This is a genomic window from Sphingomonas sp. PvP018, assembly GCF_017876865.1.
Lineage (GTDB): Bacteria > Pseudomonadota > Alphaproteobacteria > Sphingomonadales > Sphingomonadaceae > Sphingomonas > Sphingomonas aerolata.
Genome location: NZ_JAGIOU010000002.1, coordinates 139388 through 158442, shown reverse-complemented (window position 1 = coordinate 158442; position 19055 = coordinate 139388). Strand labels below are relative to the sequence as shown.

Sequence of the window (19055 nt, the reverse complement as noted above, 5' to 3'; positions counted from 1 at the left end):
TGCTAGTCTTACCGACTGCGGGAACAGCGCTGGGTCGTAGCGTGGCCCCTCGTCCCTCATGAATGCATGCTGCGCGTTCACTTCGTGCCACTCGTAGCAACGGCCGCAATTTTTGCACGGTCTCACCAAACCCAACAGTTCGCTATCGGTCAGGATCGCTCGCCGCTCGGCCGATCCCCGAAGTGCCCCGAATGGCCGGTCCGTCAGAAACGCGCCTTTCACGGCACTTCTCTGGAACGGCGGCTAAATCCTACATTTTGCCGTTTCGCGTCCTCGACTTGTCGCTTACGGTGTGCGGATCAGTCTACATGAATGAACGACCGAAGCTAGGAAGCGCGCAGATCGGCCTGATCGTCTAGTTGTGGGTCGGACCGGCAGCATGGGCAGGTACTCCTGCCCCGTAGCTGACGTTCTTAGCTAAGCTCCCTCCAGCGGCTCGAGCCTCCATTTGGCAGCAAGCATCGACTGCAAAAGATCGACGTAGCTCCAACCCTTGCCGCGGGCGGCGATCGCTGAGAGACAATCCTGATCGTCGCGCCCCGGGCGGCCTGGCCCCGTCATGTTGGGTTTCATGTTGAGGTCGAACAATTTGAACAGACCATGACGATCGGCGCGGCAATCGATCCGGATCGCGGTGCGGGCGTCGACCAGCGCGGCCGCCGAGACGCAGCTTTCGATCATCGCCAGGATGGCCGGATCGAGTAGTCGCTCCGGGGCGATTGCGATGCTGTTGGCGGTGACCGGAACGTCGCCGTTGTACGGTGCTACCCCCCCGCGCTGATCGAAGCGGTACACGGGCGGCAACGCCCAGTGCGTCGGTGCCCGCGAACCATCCGGGCACGGGGACGCGGGCGGCATGAGGGTGACGGTCATCTCGTCACCGCCGAGAAACTCCTCCACCATCAGCATGTCGCCGAAGGTGGCGGCTGCGATCAACGCAGTCGCGGCATCGCGCAGGGCATCGAGGCTCTCCACCAGGGTCACGCCTTGGCTGCCACGGCCACGCACCGGCTTGACGATCATCGGAAAGGACATGCCGCGGGACGCGCACGCGTGCTCGACATCGGCGAGCGCGCAGACGTTCTCCTTCGCCGTGCCAGACAGCAGAAACGATCGTGCTACCGGCAGGCCAGCTTTGGCAAGAAGGTGGTTGGTCTCGAACTTGTCGTCGAACGCCTGCATCGCCGCAGGAAGCTGCCCGACGATGTCGAAGTCGACCATCGCCGTCTCGAGCGGATGCCCTTCGAACAAGACCGTGTTCGCCCACAGGACCGATGCGCCGGCAGCGCCTGCGCTACGGATGCCCTCGGCCGTGTCCGGGAATACCCAGTCGAGTGCCTCTGAAGCGTCTGGCGCGGGGGCGGGTGTGACAACGTTCACGCCCGCACTCCGCAAGGCGAAAGCAATGTCGGCGCCGCCATCTGAATATCCGCCCGGCTTCGCGTCCTTTCGCAGTCCGTCGATCAGCGGTGGTGGAAGCGCTTGGTAGAGAAGGGCGACCGGCGCTGTTTTCATAAATACTCTCCTGCGCGCCGCGCCTTAGCTCGAAGCGGCGCGCGCATGAAAGGGGCATCGATTGCGGTCATGCGGCAGTAATACCTTACGCATGGGCTTGACCCTGACCGTCGCGCCATTTGCGCTGGGGTACCCTGATCGATCGGACCGGCTAACACCCGGCAATCCGCTCGACGATGGTCCTGATCGCATCGCGCTCTAGGGGGGCGCGATCGATCGAATTGTGGATGCCGATACCCTCGATCAGCGCGTCGAGCGCGCGCGCCGTGAGCGGGTCGAAGAAGCGGCCCAGGGCGCCTCGGCTGCTGTCCATCCAATGTTGCATGACCGCGCTGACCGGTGGGTGCCGGGCCGCGAAGGCGTAGAGTTCGTAGCTCAACAACAGGGTGCGCGGTTCCGCCCAGACCTGGTTGGCGATGATGTCGATGACTGCCGTACACGCCTCTGCGCGGTCCGTCGCGGACTCCAGGCGCGCGCGGAAGGCAGTGGAGGAGTCCGCCGCCAGTTGCAGGAAGGCGGCCGTGAGCAGGTCCTCCAGCGTCGCAAAATAATAGGTGACCGAGCCGAGCGGCACCTGCGCCGCCTCGGCGATGCGGCGATGAGTCGTTGCCGCGGTTCCAAGATCGGCAATAACTCCTAGCGTCGCATCGACGATGCGCTGCCGCCGTGTCGGATCGTTGCGCCGGGACTGTTGGGTCATCGCCTCTTTACCTCGATCTCGGCATATGTACATATGTACACAACATCGAAGGTAATTGGAAGGCAGCGGCTATGACGGACGATCGGGTGAGCAGGCGGGCGGTGATCGGTGGTGCTACGGCGCTTGCGATCGCGGGAAATGCCGGCGCCGCGACCGCGCAGCGCCCGGCTATCTCGGCGCTTGGGCGCCGTGACGGTCGCTGGCTGAATGCGCCCAAGGCCTGGAAGGCCGCACCCGGCGGAGACCTGACGCTCGTCACCGACAAGGGCAGCGATTTCTGGCGCGAGACGCATTACGGCTTCACCCGGGACAGCGGTCATTTCCTCGGCTTCACCGCGCCTGCCGCGTTTACCGCCCAACTGCGCATTCGCGGCCAGTATCAGAAACTCTACGATCAGGCCGGCATCATGGTGCGGGTCGACGAACGACGCTGGGTCAAGGCGGGGATCGAATTGTCCGACGGGCGCGCCATGCTGAGCAGCGTGCTGACCGATGGAAAGTCCGATTGGGCAACCGGCCCCTACGAGCATGACGCGCAGGATTTCTGGATGCGCGCGACCGTCGCCAAGGGCGTCCTGCGTTTGCAGGTCTCGGCGGACGGCAAGACCTGGCCGCTGGTCAGGCTCGCGCCTTTTCCGATCGCGTCCTCCTATCAGGTCGGGCCGATGGCCTGCACGCCCGAACGCGCCGGACTGGAAGTACTGTTCTCCGACCTCAGCATCACCGCGCCGCTCGGTAAGGACCTTCACGACTTGAGTTGATCATGATGACCCAGAAGGAACGGATGCTGGCGGGCGAGCTCTACATCGCCGACGACCCGGAACTCGTCGAGGATGCGGCGCGCGCCGCTGCGTGGTGCGATCGCTACAACCGCGCCGCGACCGCCACCGCGCAGGAGCGCCATGCACTTTTGGTAGAAGGTCTCGGGCACGCCGGATGCGGTGCGACGATCCGGCCGCCCTTCCACTGCGACTATGGCTTCAACATCGATCTGGGCGAGGGCGCGTTCCTCAATTACGGATGCACGGTACTCGATGTCGTGTCAGTGCGGATCGGTGCGGGCACGCAAGTCGGTCCGGGTGTGCAAATTCTAACGGCCGATCATCCGCGCGATCCGGTCCAGCGTGACCGGATGCTTGAGTTCGGTCGGCCGGTCATCATCGGACGCAATGTCTGGATAGGCGGTGGTGCGCTGATCCTGCCGGGCATCACCGTCGGCGACAATGCGATCGTCGGCGCAGGCAGTGTCGTGACGCGCGATGTTCGCGCTGGTGCGACCGTGGCGGGAAATCCTGCTCGCCTGCTGAGATAGTGGCAGATCACTCAAATACGCCGGACTTCGGATGGACATGAATGAATGTCCGAAGTTCGGACGGTCGAAAGCGGCCGCGAACGTCCGCAACTGGGTCGTAATTACAAGAAGCCTTCGCCCGCATGCTCGCGGAACCGTTCATGGTCCCGCACATATTCCGCTACCATCTCCAAAGATGAATGCCGACTATGCTCCTTCATTTTAAACAAATTGGCGTTCTGCCGACCTGCCTCGGTAAGGAATCCCGCGCGAAGCGAGTGGCCCGAAAACAATTCGGGCGGGTAGCCCGCGGCGACCGCGGCCGCCTTTACTACCAACGCTACGCCTTGGGCGCTCATTGGCTTGTCGGTTAGCCGGCCCTGAGGCGTCAGTTTGCGGAATACCGGCCCGCCGGTGATGCCTGCCTGCTCGAGCCAGGCGCGGTAATGCCTCACTGGTTCAAGCCTGCGGCCGTCGGGGATCGCGACGGTGTGACCCTTGCCCTCCTGGTCAGTCTTCGATGCCGCGATGCGCACTAGCAGCCCGCGGCTATCCTCGCTCACACGCGCAACGGTGATTGCCACGAGCTCGGAACGGCGGAACGCTCCGGCCATCCCGATCGCGAGTAGCGCGCGGTCGCGGTAGCTGCGCAGATCCTCACCCGTGATCGCGCGCACCATGTCACGCAGCACGTCGCCGTCTGCCGGCCGCTTCTTGCCGGGCAGTTCGCCGCGCTTGTCTTTCCGAATGCCGCGCATGGCACGCTCGAGGCGGGACGCGTCGGGTTGCGAGGTTGGCGGTTCGAGATCCGCCGCGCGGTGCGCGAACACAATGGCAGCAAGTCGCCTACCAATCGTCGCGCGGCCGAGAGGCACCGGTTCCTTGCGCGGCAGCACCGTACCGCGCTTCGTCCGGCGAAGGTCTTGGGGACTGAACCCGCTCTCTGCGAGCAGTGTCAGGAACGCGGCGACCGTCGCCGGCGTCGCGGGAAGCGGGCGATAGCCATTTTCTTGGCACCATGCGCAAAATAGCCGCCAATCCGATTTGTAGGCGCGGAGTGTCGCATCGGACGAGGCCCGGCGGACATAGTCGTCGACGCGCTCGCGATCCTGGGGGGCGAGCTGCGGGAGATAGGGTTCGAGCGACTGGACTTGATCAACGACGACCAACGCGTCAGCCACGATCGCGTCCAGATCCGCGCGGTCGACGCGAGCGGTGTCATCGATGTCATCATCGGCCAAGCCGACCTCCTGCGCCGCGTGTTCATCCAAGCGGCCGTTAAGACAGACCGCCTGGTATTCTCGAAACGGGCTAACCGATCACCCAAATCTGCGCCACCCTGTAATTAGCGGGAATCAGCGTTATCGCTAATTAGGACATGTACCAGCTGACGCCGGGTGGGAACCATCGACCCTGCTGTGTCGTTTGAAAAAGGTGTGGTAAAGACGGCCTTCTGTGCCAAAAGTGAGATTACCTGCCCGATGACGCTACAAGTGAACATCACTGCCAACGGACGCATGAGCCTGCCGGCAGCCATTCGCAAACGCTTGGGACTTGAAGGCGGCGGAGCGGTCCTACTCGAGGAAACGGACGAAGGCGTCGTGCTGCGTACCGTTACCCAAGCCGTGGCGCGCGCGCAGGCGATCGCGAAGAAATATGCGAGCCATCCCGATGCGTCGGTCGACGCCTTTCTCGCCAACCGGCGCGCGGACAGCGGCGAATGACTAGCGCGGTGCTCGACGCCTCTGCGGTCATCGCTCTGCTTAAGGGGGAGCGTGGAGCAAGTAAGGTGGCTGGGGTTGTGGCAGACGCGGCGGTCGGTGTGTTCAACCAGGCAGAGGTGGTGAGCCATTTCGTCCATCTGGGCGCTCCGATCGAGGAAGTCCGGGCGATGCTTGGAGCGCTGCCCTACGCCGTCGTGGCCGCGGACGATGCGCTTGGCTGGGACGCCGGCGTACTTCGGGCTGTCACCAGTTCGGCAGGGCTCTCCTTGGGCGACCGGTTCTGCCTGGCGCTTGCAAAGCGCTTGGGCGTACCGGCCTATACTGCGGACCGCGCGTGGAAGGACGTTGCCGTCGCGGCCGGCGCCAAGGTAGTGCCCATTCGGTAAACGACAGGGTTCGAGCTCCGAGGGCCGCTGTCGAGCGAGTATGCGAGCAGCTAGCACGCGCCGTGCCGTTCCTTGCCGGTCGTATCGAACAGACCGTCTCTTACGTCCATGGGTATTCAGGCAAGAGACCGCCCAAGCCCCGAGGAGCTTTTCGGCGGAGCCAAGACCAAACGAGAAGCAGCGCAACCGCCAGCATTGCTCCGGCCGCGCTCAGCGAGATACCGCCACGATACGCAAGCTCGATTCGTTCATAAGGAGTTTTGGATAAAAGAGACCGAGTTCTGCGCTAACGATCGGGAGTGACGGGAAACCTTCAAAATCGAGTTTCCGCCTACTTGGGCAAAGCGACAGGGTTTGTCGCACACGCTGAGCCCTGATTAATGACGGCGTCCTTTGCCTGGGCAATGCCAGCGAAAATCGTGTGTTTTCCGACAGGGCGTGGGGTAAAAGCTGCCCGGCCGCTCACGCCCAATACCGGACACTCGGGTTACAAATTGGCGCGTCCGAAAGCGGACATTCATTCAGATCTATCGTTCTATTGTGGTCATTTCTAGTGCAAACATCAAAAGTTCTGCATCAGGGCAGCCGCACAAAGCCGCCGATTGGCAGTCCCCATCAGCCGTGCCTTCCGGTTGATCGCTGGCTCACCGTTGGGTGTCTTAGCCATGCGCCTGAATGCGCGCTAATTCCTCAAGCAACCCGATGTAGTTCTGTTCTTGTGAGTTGATGTCTTTGAGCCAATTCCGCCGCATGTCGTCCACAATGACAGCGTCTCCTCCGCCGCGGCCTTCAGCGGCTTGGAGAGGGTAGAAACCCGTCTGGAGGATCGTACGGAGCGCCTCCTGCTGGCGCCCGAAGGCGAATACCGCGTCATGAGCAGTGGTGACGAGGGTTTCTGTCCGGGTCGCGCGCGCCGCTCTCAAAGCAAGGCGCGCCCTAGCCAGTATTTCCGAGCCCGGTTCACGTTCTTTCTCCCACCGCGCTTGAAGTTCGGTTAGCTTTGCTGCGAGTGCCGGGTCATCAAGCTTGCGCGGTCTGGCTAGACACTCGGAAAAGCGCCAGAGCGTCTCCTTCTCGCTCGGCTGGCAATCCATCTTCCGCATGGTGAGCGTGAGAACGGCTTCGGTATAGGCTTGAGCGGGGCGCGTTCCGTCGTTGCAACCCCACCAACTTGCCGCTTTGTCGGGGCTGGCTTCTAAAAACCCGCTCCAGCAGTGCACCATAACATTTGGGTCCGATCGCGTGCTGCTCTTAGCTGGCTGCGCATACGTCGCGGCCTCTAAGCCTAATACCTGCTGCCATTCTCCAGGGGACACGTCGTAGACCTGCCCGGTCCAGCCACGGTATTGTGCGCGGAGGGTCAGGCGCCCATCAGCGTGACGTTCCAGTTCGATACCGGGGATTGGGAGCATGCCGTAGGGATCGACGGGCAACACCCGACGTACGTCACGGCCGCCGAAGGTCATTTCATCGAGCGGGGTAAAGCCGGCCCGCGCCAGACGTTGATGCACGAATTCCTCGTCCGCCGTCTGAGCCGGCGCCGCACCGGATAACATCAGCGCGGCGGAACAGACACCAAGGAGCTCAAGAACAACTCTCATTTGCAAAACTCCTAAGAGATGGCCCAGCGCATCACAGCCGGACGGCTATGCCTTCGGCCTTCTGCGATTATGTAGCAGGACACAGGCTTACCACTGACTTCCGCCTAGCTGATAGCTACCGTTACAGGTTCCGCAATGCGAAACTCACGGATTTCGCATTGGACAGAGAGCGGCAGGAAAGCTGGGTATCCGCCGGTGCAAGATTTGATGCATTTGACGGGCGCATTCGATGGCAAATTTCTCGGAGTGCGGCCCCAAAAGCCCCCCGTCTGCTTTCCTCTCCATTCCGACCATTCCGCCTTCACCCACTTGCAGACATTCGAATGGGTAAATACGCTATCACACCGTCAATGATGGAGCGTAGAAGAATGAGCCGCAAGCTGGCGGATTTGGGAAACGCGGCGTTGGTTGTATGCGGAGTTTTCACAGCGCTCACTTGGGGGGGCGCGCATAGCCTACGTTGCGGGCATGTGGTTCGGCTCACACTAACTGCCAGCGTCCGCTTTCCTCTCTATCCAAGCAACTGCACTCACGCCCACATGTCGTCATTCTTGTCGCGGAGCGCTTGCCCGATAGCCGTCGTTCGTTAGCTTACTCACTATGTGGTTCACGCGTCTTGCGATGACCCCAAGCGAGTAGGGACACATGCAAAGTGGAGTTTGGGTCTTGTTAATCTGGCTTGCGCCATGCTTGCCGGTAGCGTTGTTCGGCTGGAGGCGAGCTAGCTTGATGCGAACTCTTGCTGCAGAAGCGTGGACCGTCATTGCCTCGGCCGTCACCCTAGTGCTTGTGGGCTTCAGCGCCCTGGGCGACTGTGCCGAAGACGTAATCGGTCCTGTGCCGGGCAACCCGTGTCACGCGGCTAAAAGTCAGGCGATGCTGATTGGCCTGGCGTTCGGATTTGCCATCTTAATTGCTGGAAATTGGCTGATATTCCGTGGCTCCCGCAAGTAGGTGTCGGCTTTCTGTCGTAAGCAGATCGTCCGCTAACCGGGCATTACCGCTGAAAGCAGTCGGACCGCTTTCCACCAATTCCGGCCATTTCGCTGCCGTCCATGGCCTGACCATAGGTGTCATCGGCAGTAGCAGCAGAGCCAAAGATTGCCGGACTGCACCCCGCCAACCTTGAAGATCATTTGGCTCATGCTCGCACGAAGGTGCGCATATTGGGTGCAAATGTCTTCAATAATGTGTCGTTCTTACCCTGCTTCCCTCACGGCCAAAATGGCACAATCACTTACATATTGGCACCACTTGCATCGCTATTTATTCATGCGGAGACTTGGTTGATTGCTTCAGTCGCATGTAGCCGCGGTTGTTTTTGTAAAAAGGCGACCCCAGATGGCGGTGACATACGTGGAGTGAATGATGTCTGACGAAACTATTCAGCTAGACGCCGTCGAGCTTGCAACCGAGCTGACGATTGCATGGTTGTCGAACCCAAACACGCGAACATCAGCAGATGACGTTCCAGCGTTTCTCGCCCAGATGCACTCCAGCGTTCAATCTTTAATCGGCGGTGCCAACGAGGCGAACGCCCCTGTCGCTGATGCCGAGCAATATACCCCGGCAGTGTCGGCCCGTAAGTCGCTGGCCAACCCGGACTTCATCGTCAGCATGATCGATGGCAAGCCATACAAGACACTTCGCCGACACCTCACGACGCACGGCCTGACGCCAGAAGAATATCGCGAGCGGTACAATCTGAAGGCTGATTATCCGATGGTTGCAACGACCTATTCGGAAGCGCGCCGTGCGATGGCCCATAGGATTGGCTTGGGTAGCAGCCGCAGCGGCGATGGCACGGCATCGAAGGCCCCAGCAAAATCCAAAAAGCCAAAAGTTGAAACGGCCGAGTAAGTAAAAGCTGGCTTCCATTGGGGGCCAGCCTTTGGGCGGCAGGGGAAGGGCTGCTTCTGCCGCTCGTCCGTCCGGTCCGGCTTCTCACAGTGGCGAGAAGCCGGTATAGGTTACACCTCGATGCCCTCTGACAAGGTCAAAGCGTCTTCGACATCGACGCCAAGGTAGCGGACGGTATTCTCAATCTTGGCGTGGCCGAGCAGGATCTGCACCGCGCGAAGATTGCCCGACGCCTTGTAGATGATGGAAGCCTTGGTCCGCCGAAGCGAGTGCGTCCCATACTCTTCGCGGCGCAGCCCTATCCCGTTCACCCATTCGGCTACCAGCCGGGCGTACTGGCGGGTACTGAGCGGGCGGGCGTGATCGGTTCGGCTAGGAAAGACATAGTCGGCAAGCGAACCACCTCGCCTCTCCAGCCATGCCAGCAAGCTTGCTCGGGCGTCCGCCATCAACTCGAACTGCACCGGCCTACCTGTTTTCGCCTGGACGACGATCGCACGGGTTCGGACATGGCCACCAAGGACGATATCGCCGATCCTCATCCTCACCACATCGCAACCACGCAGCTTGCTGTCGATCGCCAGGTCAAACAACGCTCGATCCCGTAGTCGCTGGTGCTGATCGAGGAAGAAGCGAATGGCCCAGACCTGTCGCGGCTTGAGCGCACGCTTGGCACCCACCTTGCGCCCGCCGTTCCAGGGGGAGCGTTTGCCTGCGATTGGGTCGAACTCTGACGTACCCATAGCTTTCTCTCCGTGGCCATCATGGCCAAGGAGAGAACGGGCACGGGGTGGCATGGCTTTTCCGGAGGGGCATTTACTCTGGATTGCTAGGTGCATTCAGTTTGAACTGTGGCCTGACTTTCACGATGTAACATGGAGCTCGACAATGTTTGCAGCTGCACTCCTATTAATCTCTTCTCTACAACTCAAACCCGCAGCCAGAGTCGAATTGGCAGGCCGCAGTTGCAGCAGCGGCGCACAATGTCAGTCCGGGCTCTGCGAGTTGCCAAGAGGCAAGCGGCTTACTTCGAAACGAGTTCGTGGCGTGTGCGCCGTCACCGCGCAACCACGCGATCAGATGTGCCGTAAGCTAATCGTCGAAAAGGGTAAAATCGTGTTTCCTCCCTGCCATTAGGATACAACGACGGCAGCTTTACCGTCACCTTTGCTCCAAAGCGGACCTTCCGCAATCCACAAATCCCCGCCATTCGCTTCCGCTCATAATCGGTCATCTCGGTTGTGCGTTGGCTTGCCCGCAATCTACCGATTGTTCAGCTGCTAGTGCGCTTAAGAGACGGAGAGCATGCGGATCTGACCCTCGCGCTGCCATCCCTTTGATGTGCGAATATAGCGAGCCTCTAATTCTCCACCGCAGAGGCCAGTGCACGAATAGGCGAAACGAACGACGGCGCTTTTAACGTCGCTACTAATCTGTGGAACTCCGACAGAATAGATGAAGGCTTCTCGGATGTGTTGGCCGGGAATAGGCGCGTGCACCGCTGCTCGCGATCGCGCATCGTCGTCTGCAATGGGATAGCCTTTGGGGATTTCACCTTTAAGCCTAGGGCAAGTCATCAGCAGATCAGGGCGACTTGGGTCGGGAGCGACGTAGTAGGAATCAAATCCTTTGTTGCGGTTGATGGTTGGCAGATCGCGCAGGGCGATGCTTCCAATTTCACAGACGACTGTTAGCTCTGCCGAGCTTGGAGAGGCGGCTGTCATCATGAGGCCGACCACTAAAGCAATCATCTGCTATCTCCCGGCTACATCGTTGAGGCAAATTGACGGCGGCAATCGTAGCCCGTCAACGTCTGCCTTGATCGAACCTCACCTAAAAGCAGTCGGGCCGCAATCCACCAATCTCGGTCATACCGCTTACGCCCACATGCGGCCGCTTCTCACCGTTTGCTCGCGCCAAATGCTAGACTAACATTTATATTGACGGGGTAGCGGAGCGCCGCTCAGCCACGTCTGGCTTCTAGCGAAGGAATAACAATGCTTTTTGAATTGGCGCTCCTAATAGGCTTAGTCGGACCAATGCAAAGAGAATATCCCGAGCCCAGCGCGCCGATGCCAAAGTTAGCTGCCTGCACATCGGTCGGTGCAAAGGCGGTGTATCACTTGAGCGATTTACAGCCTGAAGCAGTCGCACGACTTAACAGATTTTTCAAACAAGGGTTCGCTGACGCTGGGGCGCCGTTCAATTCAACAGATGTGATCCGCGACCATGCTGTTCCACAGCGACGTTTTTTACGAGCGTATCAACATGGTGATAAACAGATTGTTTGGTACGAACATGGTGGCAGAGGTTATCATCTACACGCTCTCGGAATGATTAAATGGCCTGGGCAAACCGGGCTGGAGGTATCTCCTTTCGCGTGGTTTGGCGGCGGGAACAGCGCCGATCTTTGCGCGGCCTCTAAGGCCTTTTTTGCTGGCGTTCAGACCAGTCAAGAAATGTGACGCCCGCGGCTTGTGCTTGTCCACTTTCCCCGCATCGAGCACGAAAGCCGCCCTTCCGCTCTCCGCCAATCTCGGTCATTCCGCTTGCCCCCCACTTGAAGGCATTCGACAGCGCCTGCATGGAGGTCAGATGCTTTTTAGCCTACTAGTCCTCATTGGCATCGTCTTAGGTGTTTTCCTGATCGCGGGCACGATAGCGGCCGTTAGCCGCGCCGCTACGAAGAGCGACCCTCTTTCGATGGCGATAGGAACGCTGACCATACCGGCTTTGCTATGTATATCGTTTGGACATTGGGTGCTTACGATGGAGGTGGACGACGCTCCGCCGGGTGCCGTGTTGATGGGTAGTCTGACGGCGCTTGCGGTGGTCACACCAATCGCGCTGCTCGCTAGTCGCTTTACCGTGAAGTTCCTGTCCCGGCGCGCTTTGCGGAACGTCCGCTGATCTTCTCCATTCGAGCCCTTCCGCTTACGCCCACACTCGGACGTTCAGGCCGGTGATCCGGGCTCCCAATAACGGCCACTCGTTAAGCGCAATCTCTAACTGCTTTTCCGTTCCCCGACTGGCCATTTCGGGAATGAGCAATCGGGAACAGGTTTTGCGAAAAGGGGGGCGGACGGCTCTCGGCGTGACCGCCCGCGCGACTGTCCTGCCAATGGGTTCCCAATCGAGAAAACGATGCGGACGACCAAATGAGGTGCTATCTTATCGCCCGAAGGAGTCCTCTCATGAGCATCGTGGTCGTTTCGGTGATCTCCGTTCTGGTGATTTGTGCTTTAGCTTACCGAGCCGATGCCTCGTTCCACAGCGAAGACCGGCTGCCGATGCAATGGTGGGTCACAGGTGAAGTAACCTGGTCGGCACCTCGGCGCCTCGCCCTTGCCTTCATGCCGGCATTGGCAATTGTCTCACTTGGCTTCATTACGATCATGGCGCTCAACGTCCCGGCCCGACCCGGGCAAGAAGGCCTCGTGCTTCCTACGGCGATCGGGATGGGCGCGGTGCTTGTCGCGGTGCAGCTTCTGCACTTTTGGCTCATCGCAAGAACGCTGCACCGGCAGATCCCTTAACGGCGTCGCCTGCCAGCAGACCAATCGTCCCATCTTCGGATTGTTTTGGGGAAAGGCGGCAGTCGTCCCGTGTCGGCTATCGCTGCTACCTCACCGGAAGCGGACCGCCTACATTCCACCAAAATCCGCCATTTCGCTATCATCCATTAGGCGTTCATTCGTGGTTTTCTCGAGCATTCTCAATGAAAGGGGTTCCTTGACAGAACGCTATCCCTGTTGCCACTTCGACGAAAAATAGGGAGGGCAACTATGCTACGTGCGTTAACGGCAGTGGGTCTTGTAGGAGTTGGGCTTGGGCTTGGCGTTCCCGCAGAGGCCGCAAAAATCGTATTTTCTGGACAAGGCAGCGTAGACGCTTCCCAGGGAGCTTTGGTCAGGAACGCTGCGGCCTCGAACGGGTCTCCGTTCCGTTTTACCTTCACGCTTGATACGACCGCTCTTACTTTCTTAGAAGGTGGCGACCAGGACGCGTTCTACGACCTGCCAGTGACGGATTTTTCGGCAACGATTGGGAATTACGCCTTTACCCTGTCGGGAGCGCCGGGTTTTGAACCCCTGCTATCGATTAGCCGCGGTTTCACCTTTTTTGGTCAACCGTTCAGCGAACCGGTGCTGGTTACGACGTTCAACTTCGCTAGCGCGCGCAGTACAGGATCGTCGCTCGAAACGCCGTTCGCGACAGGGGCAGGCGCTTTCGGGGCACTAGCGATCAATGCGTTCTTCCGCGCGGAGAATGGCGAAAGCGGTCTGGGGCTGGACGAACTTAAAGATCCACGCAACGCGGACCGGCTCAGCTTTAGTTATACCACTCTCGATCCCAACACTCGCCAGAGGGGCACTATCTTAGGCGCGTACAGCGGTAGCTTTTCCACATCCGCAGTCCCCGAGCCCGCCACTTGGGCAATGATGCTCGTCGGCCTAGGCATGGTCGGCGGAGCAGTTCGCTACCGTCGTCGCACCACGACAACGACCTACGCCTGACGGGTTGCGAATCTCAAAGGGTGAGACGAAGCCGTCAGCCGAAGGCTGGCGGCTTTGTCATTTCTGCTCTCCACCACGTCGCGACATTCGGGCTACCGATTGAGATCGGCCCAAAGCGGCCATTCCGCTTCCGCCCAAACCCGGTCGTTCGGCCTGTAGTCGCACGATCCTGAAACCTGCCGTTCGAGCCATCATCAGATTCCCGTTTTTCCATGTCCGGCAGGCAATTTCGGGAAAACTCAATTGGGAACAGATTTTGAGAAAGCGGCGCGTTCAGCGACGATGAAACTACTGCCGCTCCAAGCCTTTCCCGCTGGAACTTCCTTTACGGGAACGCCAATCAGGCTCTGGTTAGCTCAGTTTTGCGCGTGATAGTCCAATGCTCCAGTCGTTTGTAGACGATCACCTTGTCGCCGAGCAGATCTCCATGCCGGCGACAGAAAAGGTCGAGCTGATCGTGATCGCCGACCAGTTCGACACAGATCGTCAGATGCGGATCGGCAATTTCCGAGCCGTTCTCCCGGATCGATTCGTGATTGCTGAAGCCGTAATGGGTATTTTGCGCGACGGCGTTGATGATGCAGTCCGCCTTCGCGGTGCGAATCAGCTCACGATAGAGCGGCTTTGCCCCCCAGAAGCGACGCGGGCCGATCTTGTCGGACGGTTTTAGATAGATGCGCAGCATCCCGACTTCGCGGTGATGGACAGTGAAACGGTTGGGCATGACGGGCTTTCGACAGGAAACAGGATCAGGCGCGCGTGCGCCGGCGAGAAGCGCGGTGCGTGCGGGCATCGCGCAGGGTCGCGTCGGGTGTGAGGTGTGCGGCAGGTACCTTTGGTACAGCGACGCGCTGCGACAGGTAGATGCCGTTGTGGCCTGAGCAGAGGTAGGCGACGAAGCACGCGACTGCGATCGGCACGGCATAGGTCGCGCCAAACAATTCGATCCCCATGAAGGTGCAGGCAAGCGGCGTGTTGGCTGCACCCGCGAACAGCGCGACGAAGCCGATCGCCGCGAACACCCCCGTCGGCACTCCAAATACGGGCGCGAGCGCATTGCCGAGCGCCGCGCCGATGAAGAACAGCGGGGTCACCTCCCCGCCTTTGAAGCCGGCACTTAGGGTGACGACGGTGAAAAGCAGCTTCAGCGCCCAGCTCCACGGGTACGTATTGGAGCCGAAGAAGCTGGCAATGGTCAGGCCACCCGGCGTTGCCGCCAGCGTGCCTAGGCCGAGATAATCTTGCGTGCCAAATAGCCAGACCAGCGCGATCACGGCCAAACCACCGATAACGGGTCGTAGTGGGCCATAGGGTATCACGCGCTTCAGCCATCCGCCGAGCGCATGGTTGGCCTCTGCAAAGGCCAGCCCGACCAATCCGAATACGACGCCCGCGAGGCTGGCTTTTGAGACGAGCGACGCGTCGACCGGCACCATCGCATCGACATGGTAGGCGCCGTGATGAATGCCCCAGGAAAGACAGGTCCAGTCACCCACCAGTGCCGCGACCAAGCATGGTACTAGCGCACGATACTCGACCCGGCCGATCGCCAGGACCTCCAGCGCGAAGACCGCGCCCGCGATCGGCGTCCCGAAGACCGCGCCAAAGCCCGCCGCGATTCCGGTCATCAGCAGGATGCGTGTCGCTTCCGCATCCAGCTTGAGTGCGCGGCCGAAGCCGCTGGAAAGGCTGCCGCCCAATTGCACGGCGGTGCCTTCACGCCCCGCCGATCCCCCGAACAGGTGCGTCACGACCGTGCCGAAGAAGATGAGCGGGGCCATGCGCAGCGGCACACCGCCCCCCGGTTCATGGATTTGCTCGACGATGAGGTTGTTACCGCCTTCGACCGAGCGCCCTGTCAGATGGTAGAGCAGTCCGACCATGAACCCGCCGATCGGCAGCAGGTAGAGCAGCCAGGGAAAGGCAAAGCGAAGCCGGGTCACGGCATCGAGGCTCCACAAGAAGGCCGCGCAGAGCGTTCCCACCGTTGCGGCCATCGGGACCAGGATCAAAGCCCACCGCAGCACCGACATGGCATGGGTGCGGCGATCGCGAATGAACGCTGCCATGTTGAACTGGTCGTAGAGATTGCGAAATGTCGCGCGCACGATTCCTCCTTGCTGCCTTGCGGCGCTTGGTAGGAATCATCGGCCCTTGCGAGGGCGGTTCGGCCGAATGGCCCGGCGGAAATCCATCGCCGTGCCCGAGCATATGATGTCCGACGGCGACCTGGTCAACCAACCGCAGGGTTGCGAAGGGACCATATGTCTTGGTGAAGATCGATAAAATGACTGCACCCATGGAATAAACCCCGACGGGCGTCGTCTACGCTTTCGAGACTGATGCGCCGGAGGCTTATGCGTAGACGAAATTGGATGCTGGGTCTGACTGCTTCGGCCATGCTCACCGGCGCAGTCGCGGCCGCCCCCGCCGATGGCTACGCCAGCATGGTATCTGCCGCGATGGACCGGATGATGGCGGGCATGATGGTCAAGCCGTCCGGCGACGTCGACCGCGACTTCGTCGCAATGATGCTTCCGCATCACCAGGGCGCCATTGATATGGCGGTGGCAGAGCTGCGCTACGGCCATAACGAGCAGCTCAAGCGCATTGCGCAGGAGATCATCATCGATCAGCAGCAGGAGATCGCCGCCATGAAGTTGGCGATCGGTCAGCCGCTACCCCCTTCGACGCCAGCCCCGACGCAGGGCGGCGACCACCACAGCCATATGGAGCACTGACATGATCCCGACCTTCCTGCGCTCGGCCGCCTTGCTGATGAGCGCCGCACCGGGCATTGCCATGGCCCAGCAGGCGCCGTGGAACGCCAAGGACGTGCCTGTCAGCCACCGCGACCGCGTCTATGCATCCGAACAATTCTCCAACACGGTGTCGGTGACGGACCCGGCCGACAACAGGTTGCTCGGCGTCATCAAGCTCGGCGATCCGCAGCCGATGAATTTTTCCCCGCTCTACAAGGGGCAGGTGCTGGTTCACGGCCTCGGCTTCTCGCCGGACGGGAAAACACTGGCGGTCGTGTCGATCGGATCCAACGCCGTGTCGTGGATCGACACCGCCACCAACACCGTCAAGCACACGACCTATGTCGGGCGCAGCCCGCATGAGGCGTTCTTCACGCCGGACGGCAAGGAGGTGTGGGTTACGGTACGCGGCGAGGATTACATCGCCGTGCTCGACCCCACGACGTACAAGGAGACCGGTCGCATCAAGACGCCCGGTGGTCCGGGCATGACGATCTTCTCTCCCGATGGCCGATACGGCTATGTCTGTTCCTCGTTCAATCCGGTGCTGGCCGTGTTCGATGTCTCGACCCACGCGCAGGTCGGACAGGTGGCGCAGCCGAGTCCGTTCTGTCCCAACATCGCCGCGACGCCGGACGGCAAGCAGGTGTGGTTCACGCTGAAGGACATCGGCAAGACGGTCGCATTCGATGCCAGGCCGCCTTTCGCGATCCTCAAGGTGCTGGATACCGGACCGATCACCAATCACGTCAACTTCGCCCGCACGGTCAGGGGACAGTTCGCCTATGTCACGGTGGGCGGGGAAAACGCGGTGAAGGTGTTCCGCACGTCCGACTTCGCGCTTGTCGCTACCATCCCGGTCGGCAAGATGCCGCACGGCGTCTGGCCATCGGGCGACGGCCGGCGCATCTATGTCGGGCTGGAGAATGCCGATGAACTTGCCGCGATCGACACCGCCGGCAACAAGGTCGTTGCCACCGTGCCGGTCGGACAGGCACCGCAGGCGATCGCCTATGTGCCGAACGCTATTCCGACAGGCCCCGGCACCGACAATCTCCAACCGCTCGGTACGGCAGGCAAGGCGGTGCATCTGAACATGGGGCCAGTTGGAGGCAATGGTGCGGCAAGCAGCATTACCCTCTTCGACCAGGGCATCATTCAGGTCGTGCAGAGTGCCGTTACCGGTTTGCAGCCCAAGAAGCCTTATATGCTCGTGCTCACCGCCAACGCGGACGGCAGCGGTGCGGTAGAGCCGCTTGCGAACTTCATGAGCAATCCGGCAGGTGCGGCGATCGTCAACGCATCGGGTCCGATCCGGCAGATCGTTCAGGGCAGTGCAGCGGCCCCCCGGCGCTTTCTGGCGGTCGCCGAGGTAGTGAATGGCGCACCGGGCCGCATCGTGCAGGTGCAGCGCGACTGAGATGGACCCGCTTGCCGCCGCGATCGAGCCCCTGGTCCCCGGTCTGCGCCGTTATGCCCGGTCGTGGTTGCGCGATCGGGCGATGGCGGATGACGTGGTGCAGGATTGCCTTGAGCGCGCGGTCGGGCGCTGGCGGCAACGACGCGGGACGGAGGTTCGCCCCTGGATCTATGCGATCCTGCACAATCTGTTGGTCGACCATCAGCGGCAGCATAGCCGGCGAGGTACGGCGGTTCCGCTCCACCTCGTGGACGACGCTGCGCTCGGCCACCCGGCCGATCAGGACGCAGGCCTGCACCACCGAGACCTGTTGCGCGCACTTGATGCGTTGCCCGAGGAGCAGCGGACGGTGCTGCTCCTCATTTCCGTCGAAGGTCTGTCATATGGGGAAGTCGCTGCCGTCGTCGGCGTGCCGCTGGGAACGGTGATGTCGCGCATATCGCGGGGGCGCGACCGTCTGGCGACGCTCCTCCAGGAGGATGAACGGCCACGATTAAGGAGTATTCGATGACCAGCCCGATCGGAGAAGACGATCTGGCCGCGTGGATCGATGGCAGGCTGTCGCCCGAGCGGCAGCGTCTGGTCGACGCTTACCTTGAAGGCCAGCCGGACGTGCATGCCCGTTTGCGGGAGCAGGCGGAGCAGGCGCGAGCCCTTGCGTCCCTGTTCGCTCCCATCGCGGAGGAACCGATCCCGGCGACGATGCGCGTCGCAGCCATCAGGGGACGGCAACGCCAACCGCCTTGGCAACTCGCCATCGCCGCGTCGCTTCTGCTGGCGGTCGGATTTGGCGGTGGTTGGTCGAGCGCGCGGTGGAGCGGCGAACCCCACGCGGGCATCGCGGCGCTGGCCAATGAGGCGAGCGACAATTTCCGTGTCTATGCCGCCGACCGGATCCGACCGGCGGAAATCGGCCCCGACCAGCGCGCCATGCTGATCCGGTGGACCTCCAGCCGATTGGGTGAGCGCGTGACCATCCCGGACCTTAGCACAGCGGGTTACCGCTATGGCGGGGGGCGATTGGTCGCGACGCCCCACGGCCCTGCGGCGCTGCTCCTCTATGATGGACCGCAAGCGTCGAAGCTCGCGGTGCTGACGAGGCCCATGCAAATCGACAAGAGCGCAAGCATGACCAGCACGTCCAGCGGGACCATGGGCCGGGTCACATGGGCGGTCGACGGGATCGGCTATAGTGTGGTGGGGGAGCGCCCCGCTGCCGAGCTGCATCCGATCGCCAACGAGGTCCGGCGCCAGGCCGATGCGGCGCTTGTGTCCTGAT

At 61.1% G+C, this 19055-nt stretch carries 20 protein-coding genes and 1 riboswitch; of the genes, 12 read left to right on the top strand and 8 right to left on the bottom strand.

Annotation, left to right across the window (positions count from 1 at the left end):
* Positions 1 to 417 precede the first annotated feature (417 nt).
* Positions 418 to 1515 (bottom strand): biotin carboxylase, encoded by a 1098-nt coding sequence (locus J3A66_RS18845; RefSeq protein WP_209570684.1) that lies wholly within the window; start codon positions 1513 to 1515, stop codon positions 418 to 420.
* 151 nt (positions 1516 to 1666) lie between these two features.
* On the bottom strand, positions 1667 to 2215 hold the full coding sequence (locus J3A66_RS18840; protein WP_192099468.1) for a TetR family transcriptional regulator: 549 nt from the start codon (positions 2213 to 2215) through the stop codon (positions 1667 to 1669).
* Between the two features lie 71 nt (positions 2216 to 2286).
* Between J3A66_RS18840 and J3A66_RS18835 the strand changes: the two genes are divergently transcribed.
* A complete protein-coding gene (locus J3A66_RS18835) occupies positions 2287 to 2976 on the top strand; it encodes a DUF1349 domain-containing protein (protein WP_209570683.1) in 690 nt (229 codons plus the stop codon).
* Between the two features lie 2 nt (positions 2977 to 2978).
* Positions 2979 to 3527: a sugar O-acetyltransferase gene (locus J3A66_RS18830; RefSeq protein ID WP_281064249.1), complete on the top strand. Its 549-nt coding sequence runs from the start codon at positions 2979 to 2981 to the stop codon at positions 3525 to 3527.
* Between the two features lie 101 nt (positions 3528 to 3628).
* On the opposite strand, the gene J3A66_RS18825 is transcribed toward J3A66_RS18830, so the two are convergent.
* Positions 3629 to 4747 carry a tyrosine-type recombinase/integrase gene (locus tag J3A66_RS18825; RefSeq protein WP_209570682.1) on the bottom strand — a complete coding sequence of 373 codons (1119 nt, stop codon included), beginning with the start codon at positions 4745 to 4747 and terminating at the stop codon, positions 3629 to 3631.
* A 240-nt stretch (positions 4748 to 4987) separates the two neighbouring features.
* Between J3A66_RS18825 and J3A66_RS18820 the strand changes: the two genes are divergently transcribed.
* Together J3A66_RS18820 and J3A66_RS18815 are read left to right on the top strand one after the other, a co-directional pair.
* Positions 4988 to 5230, top strand: a complete 243-nt coding sequence (locus tag J3A66_RS18820; protein WP_209570734.1) for an AbrB/MazE/SpoVT family DNA-binding domain-containing protein — start codon at positions 4988 to 4990, stop codon at positions 5228 to 5230.
* On the top strand, positions 5227 to 5616 hold the full coding sequence (locus tag J3A66_RS18815) for a type II toxin-antitoxin system VapC family toxin (RefSeq protein WP_209570681.1): 390 nt from the start codon (positions 5227 to 5229) through the stop codon (positions 5614 to 5616). Before J3A66_RS18820 ends, J3A66_RS18815 begins: the two co-directional genes overlap by 4 nt.
* 659 nt (positions 5617 to 6275) lie before the next feature.
* Here J3A66_RS18815 and J3A66_RS18810 read toward each other — a convergent pair.
* On the bottom strand, positions 6276 to 7217 hold the full coding sequence (locus J3A66_RS18810; protein WP_209570680.1) for a hypothetical protein: 942 nt from the start codon (positions 7215 to 7217) through the stop codon (positions 6276 to 6278).
* 1368 nt (positions 7218 to 8585) lie between these two features.
* On the opposite strand from J3A66_RS18810, the gene J3A66_RS18805 reads away from it, so the two are divergent.
* Positions 8586 to 9077, top strand: coding sequence for a MucR family transcriptional regulator (locus J3A66_RS18805; protein ID WP_031439578.1), 492 nt, complete (start codon positions 8586 to 8588; stop codon positions 9075 to 9077).
* 110 nt (positions 9078 to 9187) lie between these two features.
* On the opposite strand, the gene J3A66_RS18800 is transcribed toward J3A66_RS18805, so the two are convergent.
* Complete coding sequence (locus J3A66_RS18800; protein ID WP_192100115.1) at positions 9188 to 9820, bottom strand: tyrosine-type recombinase/integrase; 633 nt, start codon at positions 9818 to 9820, stop codon at positions 9188 to 9190.
* A 546-nt stretch (positions 9821 to 10366) separates the two neighbouring features.
* The gene (locus tag J3A66_RS18795) at positions 10367 to 10828 is read right to left on the bottom strand and encodes a hypothetical protein (protein WP_209570679.1); all 462 of its coding nucleotides are present in this window, start codon (positions 10826 to 10828) and stop codon (positions 10367 to 10369) included.
* A gap of 246 nt (positions 10829 to 11074) precedes the next feature.
* Here J3A66_RS18795 and J3A66_RS18790 point away from each other — a divergent pair, with 246 nt between their 5' ends.
* The 3 genes from J3A66_RS18790 (at position 11075) to J3A66_RS18780 (ending at position 13594) form a co-directional block, all read left to right on the top strand.
* Positions 11075 to 11542 (top strand): hypothetical protein, encoded by a 468-nt coding sequence (locus J3A66_RS18790; protein WP_209570678.1) that lies wholly within the window; start codon positions 11075 to 11077, stop codon positions 11540 to 11542.
* A 729-nt stretch (positions 11543 to 12271) separates the two neighbouring features.
* On the top strand, positions 12272 to 12613 hold the full coding sequence (locus J3A66_RS18785) for a hypothetical protein (protein WP_209570677.1): 342 nt from the start codon (positions 12272 to 12274) through the stop codon (positions 12611 to 12613).
* Between the two features lie 249 nt (positions 12614 to 12862).
* Positions 12863 to 13594 carry a PEPxxWA-CTERM sorting domain-containing protein gene (locus J3A66_RS18780; protein ID WP_209570676.1) on the top strand — a complete coding sequence of 244 codons (732 nt, stop codon included), beginning with the start codon at positions 12863 to 12865 and terminating at the stop codon, positions 13592 to 13594.
* Between the two features lie 340 nt (positions 13595 to 13934).
* Here the strand turns inward: J3A66_RS18780 and J3A66_RS18775 are convergent, their stop codons facing one another.
* Together J3A66_RS18775 and J3A66_RS18770 are read right to left on the bottom strand one after the other, a co-directional pair.
* On the bottom strand, positions 13935 to 14318 hold the full coding sequence (locus J3A66_RS18775; RefSeq protein ID WP_055756328.1) for a DUF190 domain-containing protein: 384 nt from the start codon (positions 14316 to 14318) through the stop codon (positions 13935 to 13937).
* Between the two features lie 25 nt (positions 14319 to 14343).
* Positions 14344 to 15702, bottom strand: coding sequence for a voltage-gated chloride channel family protein (locus tag J3A66_RS18770; protein WP_041394249.1), 1359 nt, complete (start codon positions 15700 to 15702; stop codon positions 14344 to 14346).
* A gap of 23 nt (positions 15703 to 15725) precedes the next feature.
* A riboswitch (Fluoride riboswitch) is annotated at positions 15726 to 15802 on the bottom strand.
* A gap of 167 nt (positions 15803 to 15969) precedes the next feature.
* Between J3A66_RS18770 and J3A66_RS18765 the strand changes: the two genes are divergently transcribed.
* The 4 genes from J3A66_RS18765 to J3A66_RS18750 are packed head-to-tail and all read left to right on the top strand — an operon-like array spanning position 15970 to position 19054.
* Positions 15970 to 16335 (top strand): DUF305 domain-containing protein, encoded by a 366-nt coding sequence (locus J3A66_RS18765; protein WP_229668351.1) that lies wholly within the window; start codon positions 15970 to 15972, stop codon positions 16333 to 16335.
* Position 16336: 1 nt separating this feature from the next.
* Positions 16337 to 17776, top strand: coding sequence for a YncE family protein (locus J3A66_RS18760; protein WP_041394247.1), 1440 nt, complete (start codon positions 16337 to 16339; stop codon positions 17774 to 17776).
* A 1-nt stretch (position 17777) separates the two neighbouring features.
* Complete coding sequence (locus tag J3A66_RS18755; protein WP_041394245.1) at positions 17778 to 18287, top strand: RNA polymerase sigma factor; 510 nt, start codon at positions 17778 to 17780, stop codon at positions 18285 to 18287.
* The gene (locus tag J3A66_RS18750) at positions 18284 to 19054 is read left to right on the top strand and encodes an anti-sigma factor (RefSeq protein WP_052075881.1); all 771 of its coding nucleotides are present in this window, start codon (positions 18284 to 18286) and stop codon (positions 19052 to 19054) included. Before J3A66_RS18755 ends, J3A66_RS18750 begins: the two co-directional genes overlap by 4 nt.
* The last annotated feature ends 1 nt before the right edge of the window (position 19055 follow it).

Bases quoted from the DNA above. Each gene is read 5' to 3' on its own strand.
- J3A66_RS18830 (WP_281064249.1), top strand. From the start codon at position 2,979: ATGATGACCCAGAAGGAACGGATGCTGGCGGGCGAGCTCTACATCGCC.
- J3A66_RS18750 (WP_052075881.1), top strand. From the start codon at position 18,284: ATGACCAGCCCGATCGGAGAAGACGATCTGGCCGCGTGGATCGATGGC.
- J3A66_RS18835 (WP_209570683.1), top strand. From the start codon at position 2,287: ATGACGGACGATCGGGTGAGCAGGCGGGCGGTGATCGGTGGTGCTACG.
- J3A66_RS18775 (WP_055756328.1), bottom strand. From the start codon at position 14,318: ATGCCCAACCGTTTCACTGTCCATCACCGCGAAGTCGGGATGCTGCGC.
- J3A66_RS18790 (WP_209570678.1), top strand. From the start codon at position 11,075: ATGCTTTTTGAATTGGCGCTCCTAATAGGCTTAGTCGGACCAATGCAA.
- J3A66_RS18780 (WP_209570676.1), top strand. From the start codon at position 12,863: ATGCTACGTGCGTTAACGGCAGTGGGTCTTGTAGGAGTTGGGCTTGGG.
- J3A66_RS18820 (WP_209570734.1), top strand. From the start codon at position 4,988: ATGACGCTACAAGTGAACATCACTGCCAACGGACGCATGAGCCTGCCG.
- J3A66_RS18810 (WP_209570680.1), bottom strand. From the start codon at position 7,217: ATGAGAGTTGTTCTTGAGCTCCTTGGTGTCTGTTCCGCCGCGCTGATG.
- J3A66_RS18815 (WP_209570681.1), top strand. From the start codon at position 5,227: ATGACTAGCGCGGTGCTCGACGCCTCTGCGGTCATCGCTCTGCTTAAG.
- J3A66_RS18845 (WP_209570684.1), bottom strand. From the start codon at position 1,515: ATGAAAACAGCGCCGGTCGCCCTTCTCTACCAAGCGCTTCCACCACCG.
- J3A66_RS18840 (WP_192099468.1), bottom strand. From the start codon at position 2,215: ATGACCCAACAGTCCCGGCGCAACGATCCGACACGGCGGCAGCGCATC.
- J3A66_RS18800 (WP_192100115.1), bottom strand. From the start codon at position 9,820: ATGGGTACGTCAGAGTTCGACCCAATCGCAGGCAAACGCTCCCCCTGG.
- J3A66_RS18785 (WP_209570677.1), top strand. From the start codon at position 12,272: ATGAGCATCGTGGTCGTTTCGGTGATCTCCGTTCTGGTGATTTGTGCT.
- J3A66_RS18805 (WP_031439578.1), top strand. From the start codon at position 8,586: ATGTCTGACGAAACTATTCAGCTAGACGCCGTCGAGCTTGCAACCGAG.
- J3A66_RS18795 (WP_209570679.1), bottom strand. From the start codon at position 10,828: ATGATTGCTTTAGTGGTCGGCCTCATGATGACAGCCGCCTCTCCAAGC.
- J3A66_RS18760 (WP_041394247.1), top strand. From the start codon at position 16,337: ATGATCCCGACCTTCCTGCGCTCGGCCGCCTTGCTGATGAGCGCCGCA.
- J3A66_RS18755 (WP_041394245.1), top strand. From the start codon at position 17,778: ATGGACCCGCTTGCCGCCGCGATCGAGCCCCTGGTCCCCGGTCTGCGC.
- J3A66_RS18765 (WP_229668351.1), top strand. From the start codon at position 15,970: ATGCTGGGTCTGACTGCTTCGGCCATGCTCACCGGCGCAGTCGCGGCC.